An 8,658-nucleotide genomic window follows, 5' to 3' on the forward strand; every position below is an offset into this window, starting at 1 on the left:
GATACCCCCTGCCCGAACAGCCAGATCATCTCGCCGACCGCCAAGACAACCCCGAAACGATCACTCCGGAATCAAGCCGGTGGATCCAGGCTCAGGCGGCCGACCGGAGGAATAGGCGGATCGCTGCGACGGAGTGGGACGCCGGTTGTGTGCGAGGACCGGGGACCGCCCGCGGTCATCCGGATTGCCGCAACGGCGTTTTCACCGGGCGTACGCGCGTGACCTACTCCGGGGCGCCGCCATTTACACTTCGGTTATGGCAGACGCGACGACGATCGAACCCCTCAACCCGGACGAGGAGGCCTTCCTCCGGGCTCTTGGCAAAGTGATGGCCTTTCTGCCTCGAACTGTCGACGCCGACATGTTCGACGAGCATCCGATCTCCAGTACGGAATACATGGTCCTGGTGCATCTCTCCGAGGCGCGGGACAACCAGATGCGGATGAGTGAGCTGGCCAATATGTGCGGTCTCTCACTGAGCGGCATGACGCGGGTCGTGAAGCGTCTGGAACTGCAGTCACTCGTCGTTCGGGAGAAGTGCCCGGACGACGGACGGGCGTGGCTCGCGAGCCTCACCGCCGCCGGGTGGGCCCAGCTGAAAGCGGCTTGGCCGTCGAACCTTGCGAGCGTCCGGCGCCACGTCTTCTCCCGCATGGAGGGCTGCAACGTCGCCGCGGCCGCTGAAGCGCTGGAGCGCATAGTCGCACCGTGACCCCTCGGCGCGCCGAGGTGAGATGAGGCGGCCGCCGATGGGCGGACCGGCACGAGGCGCCCCACCCGACAGTCCGTCGGGTGGGGCGCCTCTGTCGTTTGCTGCGCCGACCTCGTAATGGCTCCTGGTCACCTGCGACGCTGCTCGGCGATGCGGTGCGGGACGCAGTCCTGCCTTCTCACGTGCTGTAGCGGTGACCGTGCGCGCCGAAGTCATGATCCCTATCGTCACCCGTTTGACAGGTGACGCAATGCCTGTCAGGCTGTCACCTGTTCAAGTGGTGACGAACCGCGTGTGCGGTTCGTATCTATGGGAGTGCAGACGATTATGGATCTGAAACTTGAAGTCGTGGTTCTGCCCGTTTCCGATGTCGACCGGGCCAAGGCCTTCTACGAGGCAGCGGGCTTCCGCCTCGACGTCGACTACGTCGCCGACGAGAACTACCGCGTGGTGCACCTGACGCCTCCGGGCTCCCAGGCCTCGATCCTCTTCGGAACCGGCGTCACAACGGCTGCGCCGGGTTCCGTGCAGGGGCTGCACCTCATCGTCTCCGACATCCAGGAGGCTCATGCCGAGCTGTCCGGGCGCGGGGTCGCGATGGGCGAGGTGTTTCATGACGCGGGCGGTGTCTTCCATCGAGGTACGGAAGTGGCCCGGGTCTCCGGCCCGCATCCGGAGCGTGCGAGTTACGGCTCCTTCGCCGCCTTCAGCGACCCGGACGGAAACGGCTGGGTGCTCCAGGAGGTGACCACCCGGCTGCCCGGCCGATGACCGCGCAATCGCGGATGCACGCGCGGTGACGCACGCACCAGCAAGTGGAGCGGCTACGCGGCCCCGGCGCCGTGCGTGCCGGTCGGCGCCCACATGTACCGGGGTAGCATGGCGAACGTGGAGTTGCGTCAATTGCGGTACTTCGTTGCCGTCGCCGAGGAGCTGAACTTCGGCCGGGCTGCTGAGCGCCTGTTGATCGCCGGTCCTTCCCTGTCACAGCAGATCAAGGCGCTCGAACGGGACTTGGGCGTGCGACTGTTCGACCGTGACCGCCGCTCGGTGTCTCTGACACCTGCCGGTTCGACGCTGCTTCCGCACGTCCGCGCCCTGCTGGCACGCGCCGAGGACATACGGCTCCGCGCCGGCCGCATGTCCGGATCGGAAACGGTACGGCTCGGGTACGTCAGCTGGCTCCCACCACACCTGACCGCCCGCACCGCAGCGGTGGCCCAGTTGCACATCGACCCGTGGATCGCACCCTCCCACACCCAGGCCGCCCGAGTGGCTGACGGCAGCCTTGACCTCGCCGTGTGCTGGGTACGGGCCGCCGATCTGGAACAACGCGACCTGAACGCCCGGCTTCTCGGCGCCGACCGGCTGTACGCCGTGGCCACCGGGAACGACGCGAGTGGCGTGGAGGCCCGGGACACCGTGGTCCTGCTCGACGACGACACCACCTCCTGGTCGTCCTGGAACACCTACGCCGAACTGCTCGCCCGCGACACTGGGGCCCGCGTGGTGCGCGTAGCCCAAGGAGGTACGAACGGACCCGCGTTCTTCGACCACGTCCGCCACAGCAGCCGACCGGTCATCAACAATCCGAAGGGCCAGAACGGTGTCATGCCCCCTGGCCTCACCCGACGACCCGTCATGGCACCTGAGATCTACTGGACGTGGTCGTTGGTCTGGCGCCGGGGCGACACCCGCCCCGAGCTCCTGGCCGTCATCGATGCCTTGTGCCACGACATGGGAGACCTCGGTCTTGGACGAGCCGGAACCTGGATTCCCGATGGGGACCCGTACAAGGGATAGGGGCCCGCGTGGACTCTCCAGTACCAGTACCAGACAGGCGCGTGGCGGGCGGGCGGTCACGCCCGCGGCGCCGTCAGGTTCTCTTCTCGGTCCTGTCGCGGTAGGTCTCGAGGATGCGCAGCCAGACCTCACTGATCGTCGGAAACGCGGGGACGGCGTGCCACAGCCTGTTGATGTCCACCTCGCTGGTGATCGCGACGGTCGCCGAGTACAGGAGCTCCTGGGTCCCGGGACCCACGAAGGTCGCACCGACCACATTCCCCCGATCGGCATCGATCAGCACGCGCGCCGTGCCGCGGTAACCGTCGGCGTACTGCACCGCACCCGCGATGCGGCTCATGTCGTAGTCCACGACATCGACCCGACGACCGGCGCTCTCCGCCTCCTTCGTCGTCAGCCCCACACTGGTCACCTCCGGTTCGGAGAAGACCACTTGCGGTACGGCGAGGATGTCGGCCGTCGACGCGTGTGCGCCCCACTTGCCGTCGTCGAGCTGCTCGTCCTTGGCCCGTGCACCGATGACACCGCCCGCGATTCGCGCCTGGTACTTCCCCTGGTGTGTCATCAGTGCCCGGTGGTTGACGTCGCCGACCGCATAGAGCCACCCCTCGGGCACATCCGTCACCCGGTAGGAATCGTCCACGTTCAGCCAGTCACCGGGGGTAAGACCGATGGTCTCCAGGCCGATGTCCGCGGTGTGCGGCGACCGGCCCGTCGCGAACAGGATCTCGTCAGCGATCAGCGACTGCCCGTCAGACAGTGTGACCTGAACGGGACTTTCCGGGCCGTTCTCCCGGACGACGCCGCTGACGGATGTGCCGAAACGCACGTCCACGCCGGAGGAACGCAGCGAGTCCGTCACCATCTCCCCGGCGAACGGCTCCATCCGATTCAGAAGCCCGTTGTGACCCCGGACCAGCATGGTCACCTGGGAACCGAGCGCCTGGAACGCAGTGGCCATCTCCACGGCCACCACACCACCCCCCACCACGGCGAGCCGATCAGGCACGTGCCGGGCAGCGGTGGCATCACGGTTGGTCCAAGGGCGGGCACGCTCCAGACCGGGGAGATCAGGGAAGGCGGTGACCGTTCCGGTGGCCACAGCGACCACGTGCCGTGCGGTCAGACGCACCGTCTCACCGTCAGCGGTCGTGACGACCACCTGTCGCGGGCCTTCCAGCCGACCGTGGCCGCGCACCAGATCCACGGACACGGAATTCAGCCACTCGACCTGGTCCTCGTCCTGCCAGTAGGCGGACATCTTGTCGCGATGGGCGAAGACCGCGGCCACGTCCAAAGGACCTTGGACCGCCGCCCTGATCCCGGGTACCCGGCGGGCGTCGGCACGGGCGACGACCGGCCGGAGGAGGGCTTTGCTGGGCTCACATGCCCAGAACGAGCACTCTCCGCCGAGCAACTCGTTCTCGACGATCACCGATGTGAGTCCGGCGGCACGAGTGCGGTCCGCCAGATTCTCGCCGGCAGGGCCGGCGCCGAGAACCACCACATCGTAGACGCGAGAAGTGCTGTTCATTCCCCAGCTCCGTCCTTCGTTCGACCATTAGCCGCCGCGCCGCGCCCCACCGTGAAGGCCTTGAGCGAGTCGACGGCAGCTGGTGGCGCAGCGCAACTCCATCTTGCTCCAGTGACGGGGACATCGCCTGGTGGGTACCGGGCCGACCGGAGACGGCGCCTTGCAAGATGTGTCGCGCTCCGGATGAGCGACGGGCCCGAACATACGTGATTGACGGGCACGACCGGGCATGCAGCCCCCACACATACCTGCGAGCACCCATCGAAACTCGATGGCGGCTCGCAGGTATGTGTGGGGTCCGTCAGAGCGTGGTGGTCAGCCCCTGAAGGATTCGGGCGGTGGACTCGGCGCGGGTCTGCCGGTAACCGGTGCCGGCCCACAGATTGATCCGCTCCGGATCCTGGGCGGCGGTTGCCGCTCTGCGCATCGGGCTTGTCAAGTGGTGCACGGCGGGGTACCCGCCAGGCGCGAGGTCACTGTACCTCTCGGTGAAGTGGTTGCGCAGCGCCCTCGCCGGCCTGCCCGTGAAGGCCCGGGTGACCGTGGTTCCCCGGTCGGTCGGGGCGGTCAGTGCGGTCCGATGGGGGAGCGAGGTCCCGGCCTCGTCGGCACGCAGGAGGGCGGTTCCGACCATGGCGGCACCAGCGCCGGCACGAAGCGCACCGGCGACCTGGTCCGGTGTAGCCAGCCCTCCCGCGCCGATGAGAGGCAGACTCACCGTGTGCCGTACCGCGGCCAGGAGTTGGGGCAGGGGAACGGAAGCCGGGGTGTGCTGGGGAGTGAAGGTTCCGGAGTGTCCTCCAGCTGCCGAGGCCTGGACGATGAGCATGTCGACGCCGGCCTCAGCGGCCTGGGCCGCCTCCGCGGGGGAGGTGACCGTCTGTATGACGAGCGTCCCGGCGGCGCGCAGGGACCTGATGACCGCCGCGTCGGGCAGCGCGAAGGTGAAACTGACGGCCGGGACGGGCTGCGAGAGCAGCAACTCGATCTTCTCGTGCCAGCGGTCGTCGTCCTCGACGATACCGATGGTCCGTACGTCGACGCCGTGGGCATGGGCCTCGGGCGCGATGGCCCGGGCGTAGTCCTGGAACGCCGCCGGATCGATGGGCTGGGGGCTGGGGACGAAGAGATTGACACCGAAGGGGACGCCGTTGTCGCGCACCTCGGCGATCTGTTCGGTCAGTGTGGCGACGTCCTTGTAGCCCGCCGCGAGGAAACCGAGACTGTCCGCCTGTGCCGCAGCGACGACCAGCGCGGGTGTGCCGGGGCCACCGGCCATCGGTGCGGCCAGGACGGGAGTACGCACTCCGAGGTCGGCCAGTGGCGAGTTCATGCGCGTCTACTTTCCTGGCGGTGGCAGCGGAGGCCGCTCCTGGGAGCGGCCACGCTCCTGTCCGGTCAGTGCCCGGCGGTCTGGCCGCCGTCGACGGGCAGGATCGCACCGGTGACGAACGGCGCGTTCTCCAGATAGATCACCGCGTCGGTGATGTCACTGATCTCACCCATGCGGCCCACCGGGTGCAGCCCCGCCAGCGTCTCGTGGTGCTCCTCGGGGTGCATGGGGGTCTTGATCGTACCCAGGGCGACCGCGTTCGAACGGACACCCCGGGAGGCGTACTCGATCGCGATGGCCTTGGTGGCAGCCTGCAACCCGCCCTTGGACAGGGAGGCGAGCACCGAGGGCACATTGGAGTTGGGGTGATCGACCAGACTGGTGGTGATCTGTACGACGTGACCGCTGCCCTGCTTGAGCATTTCCGCGATCGCGAGCTGGCTCACGCGGAAGAATCCGGCGACGTTTACCGCCAGTACCGCGTCATAGTCTTCTTCGGTGTAGTCCGTGAAGGGCTTCGAGATGAAGATTCCCGCGTTGTTGACGAGGGTGTCGATACGACCGAAACGCTCCACGCCTGCCGCGATGACGCGCTCGGCGGTGGCACGGTCCGAGATGTCGCCCTTGATTGTGAGAATCTCAGGGTCCTGGGACTCCGCGATGTTGCGCGACGTGGCTACGACGGCGTATCCGAGCTTGCGGTACGCGGCGACGAGCCCGGCACCGATGCCCTGCGACGCGCCGGTGATGACGGCGACCTTCTGTCCGTTGCTGCTCATGACGGCCTTTCGCGAGTGGGAAGACCGATCGCTAGCCGACCGGTCTTCTAAAGATAGACGATCGGTCGCCTTCGGTCAATGATCTGGTCGCGGGCGTGTCGCGGTGGTTCGTGGGGGCGCGGCGTCCTGCCTGGCCGCCCCCGGATGTCTCCGGCCGGAAGGTGTGTGGACTGCGAGGAGTCTGCGCCTTTCGGACGCGACTCCCTGCTGTCGAGGGGTGAATGACGCGATACCTGCGAATGCCCTGAGTGTCCGGTGTTTCCTGTGCGGGCGCACGCGGACCGAATCGAATGGTGCCACGCGTGAGTCGCCGTGTAACGGAAGGGTGAACGAGCGGACGCTACTAGTCGAATGGTCGTATGCTAGTTCCATGGGCCGTACGAGCGATGCCAGAAACAAGATCCTTACCGCTGCGCAGTCTCTCATCGAACTGCGCGGATACTCGGCGCTGGGCGTGGCGGAGATCTGCAAGACCGCCGGCGTGCCCAAAGGCAGTTTCTACTACTTCTTCGAGTCCAAGGAAGTCTTGGCGCTCGCCGTGATCGACGAGCACTGGGCCGCACAGCAGCGGGACTGGGACCGCATTCTGCTCGGCGACCAGGAGCCCCTGCAGAAGCTTCGGCAGCTGTTCGAGGAGACCAAGGCCGCTCAGCACGCCGGCCAGGCTACGTGCGGATCCGTTGCGGGATGCATGTTCGGCAACCTCACCCTGGAGATGAGCACCCAGACCGAAGCCATTCGCCTGCGGCTGCAGCAGATCTTCGAGGCTCAGGTCGACATGGTCGAAATCACGATCCTGGAGGCGCTCAGGCGTGGCGACGTGGTTGTCGCGGATGCCCGCGAGGCCGCTCGTTCCGTCGTGGCTCAGCTGGAGGGGCAGGTGCTCCTCGCGAAGTTGTACAACAACACCTCTCAGCTCGACGCGCTCTGGCTGAACTGCCAGGCACTGCTGGGGGCGCGTTCCGAGCAGGGTGCCCCCGCGGCTTGACCTTCCAGGCAGCGGCCCCGCCTTCCCGGGCGGTCCCAGCGTGGAGAAGGAGTCGGCACCACGGCCTCAGGGGATCCTGCGCGTATGCGCCGGACGGCGGTGGGCTGTTGTCGGATCGGGTTCGCGCGCGGTCGGCAGCGTCCGGCCGCGCGCTTATCACGTACTGGATCTGCGCGACGGCAAGGTCGTCCGGCACGAGGCCGTGCGCGACGACGTCACCATGCTGGGGCAGCTCGGCGTGTTTCCGCCCACCCCCGCGACGATGGTGCGCATGGTCGGATGGAAGGTGAGCGGACGCGCGTCCAAGGCGGCCGCGCACGTCACGGAGCAGGCAGCCGAAGCGGCCGCTCTTGTGAACCGCGCCAGCTGAACCCGATGCGGAGAGGCGCCGGCGGACGGCCGTGAGCCATTCGCCGGTGCAACCCGCGCCTTCGGTCCGGCCGCGGGTCCGGCACCGACGGTCGACCCGAGGCCCGCATTCTCGCCGGGACCTCGCCGCGCGGGGCCCCGGTCGATCGGGGATGGTTGATCTTCGGCCGGAAGGGCGGGATTTGGCGCCGCCCGGTGCGCCGCTTCGCACTCCCGCCCTCGGGGCGAAAGTCACCCTGGCGCCCAGCGCATGTGCGCCGTGCTCCATGAGATCGGTTCCGTGGGCAGTGGCGGGTGGAGTGCTTCGCCGCGCAGTCGGGGCCGCCGTAATGCCCGTCGCCCGGGGAGGGTTGGACCGGGTGCCTTTCCGCCGCGCACGCAGGTTCGTCGTCGCTCGTCCTACAACAAGCCTCGTCACGGAATCAGAAGCCGCCAGCGTGTGTGAGCCCGGCCCTCCTCAGCTCGACGCGCAGTGGATCGTCCGCCCTCACGCGGCACTCCGGAAACTCCGCCCAGGCGCTCGAACGCCTGATTCCTGAAGTGAGCCAGGCCACGGTGTGGCCTGGTTGTGCGGTAAGCGAGCGCGTCGACGCCTGATCTGCCCACGGCCACTGCGCGCTTGGGCGGTGATGACGCGTCGCTGCTTCAGGGGCCCGGTGCTTCTGCCGCACGGTACTTGCCGTGCACGGCGCCAGAGGCCGAGGCTATCCGTGCTCTTGTCGATGCCGGCGCCTCACCCAACCGGAATACTTGACTAAGCAACTTTTCGTGTTATGTTGCTTGTCGAGGCAAGGTTACTTCTTGCTTCGAAAGTGTCTTCACGAAGGGTTTTCACATGGTCAAGATCGGTATCATCCTTGGTAGCACCAGGCCGGGCCGTAACGGCGAGGCGGTGGCGCGTTGGGTGCACGAGGTCGCTTCGCAGCGCACGGACGCGGAGTTCGAGCTGGTTGATCTGCTGGACTACAAGCTGCCGCATCTCGACGAGATGATGCCGCCGTCGATGGGTCAGTACGCGCAGCCGCACACGCAGGCGTGGGCGAGCAAGATCGCCTCGTTCGACGGTTTCGTCATGGTGACGCCGGAGTACAACCACTCGACGTCGGGTGCGCTGAAGAACGCGATCGACTTCCTGTACGC

General features: G+C 67.3%; 9 protein-coding genes. 6 read left to right on the forward strand and 3 right to left on the reverse strand.

Annotated features, from left to right (window positions below):
• Window positions 1-256: 256 nt before the first annotated feature.
• The 3 genes from ACFU5K_RS30165 to ACFU5K_RS30175 all read left to right on the forward strand — a co-directional run bounded on the left by ACFU5K_RS30165 (window position 257) and on the right by ACFU5K_RS30175 (window position 2,515).
• The gene (locus ACFU5K_RS30165; RefSeq protein ID WP_384067374.1) at window positions 257-712 is read left to right on the forward strand and encodes a MarR family winged helix-turn-helix transcriptional regulator; all 456 of its coding nucleotides are present in this window, start codon (window positions 257-259) and stop codon (window positions 710-712) included.
• 327 nt (window positions 713-1,039) lie between these two features.
• Window positions 1,040-1,483 (forward strand): VOC family protein, encoded by a 444-nt coding sequence (locus ACFU5K_RS30170; protein ID WP_384067377.1) that lies wholly within the window; start codon window positions 1,040-1,042, stop codon window positions 1,481-1,483.
• 108 nt (window positions 1,484-1,591) lie between these two features.
• Complete coding sequence (locus tag ACFU5K_RS30175; protein WP_384067380.1) at window positions 1,592-2,515, forward strand: LysR family transcriptional regulator; 924 nt, start codon at window positions 1,592-1,594, stop codon at window positions 2,513-2,515.
• 73 nt (window positions 2,516-2,588) lie between these two features.
• Here ACFU5K_RS30175 and ACFU5K_RS30180 read toward each other — a convergent pair whose 3' ends face one another.
• The 3 genes from ACFU5K_RS30180 to ACFU5K_RS30190 form a co-directional block, all read right to left on the reverse strand.
• The gene (locus tag ACFU5K_RS30180; protein ID WP_384067383.1) at window positions 2,589-4,049 is read right to left on the reverse strand and encodes a dihydrolipoyl dehydrogenase family protein; all 1,461 of its coding nucleotides are present in this window, start codon (window positions 4,047-4,049) and stop codon (window positions 2,589-2,591) included.
• Window positions 4,050-4,350: 301 nt separating this feature from the next.
• A complete protein-coding gene (locus tag ACFU5K_RS30185; protein ID WP_384067387.1) occupies window positions 4,351-5,382 on the reverse strand; it encodes a nitronate monooxygenase in 1,032 nt (343 codons plus the stop codon).
• Between the two features lie 65 nt (window positions 5,383-5,447).
• The gene (locus ACFU5K_RS30190; protein WP_384067392.1) at window positions 5,448-6,161 is read right to left on the reverse strand and encodes an SDR family NAD(P)-dependent oxidoreductase; all 714 of its coding nucleotides are present in this window, start codon (window positions 6,159-6,161) and stop codon (window positions 5,448-5,450) included.
• Window positions 6,162-6,531: 370 nt separating this feature from the next.
• On the opposite strand from ACFU5K_RS30190, the gene ACFU5K_RS30195 reads away from it, so the two are divergent.
• The 3 genes from ACFU5K_RS30195 to ACFU5K_RS30205 form a co-directional block, all read left to right on the forward strand.
• Window positions 6,532-7,149, forward strand: a complete 618-nt coding sequence (locus ACFU5K_RS30195) for a TetR/AcrR family transcriptional regulator (RefSeq protein WP_384067394.1) — start codon at window positions 6,532-6,534, stop codon at window positions 7,147-7,149.
• A 40-nt stretch (window positions 7,150-7,189) separates the two neighbouring features.
• Entirely contained in the window at window positions 7,190-7,519 is a 330-nt protein-coding gene (locus ACFU5K_RS30200) for a hypothetical protein (RefSeq protein WP_384067397.1), read from the forward strand.
• 834 nt (window positions 7,520-8,353) lie between these two features.
• Window positions 8,354-8,658: NADPH-dependent FMN reductase (locus ACFU5K_RS30205; RefSeq protein WP_384067402.1), on the forward strand; the 305-nt coding region annotated here is incomplete at its 3' end.

The organism is Streptomyces sp. NPDC057428, from assembly GCF_042803195.1.
Classification (GTDB): domain Bacteria; phylum Actinomycetota; class Actinomycetes; order Streptomycetales; family Streptomycetaceae; genus Streptomyces.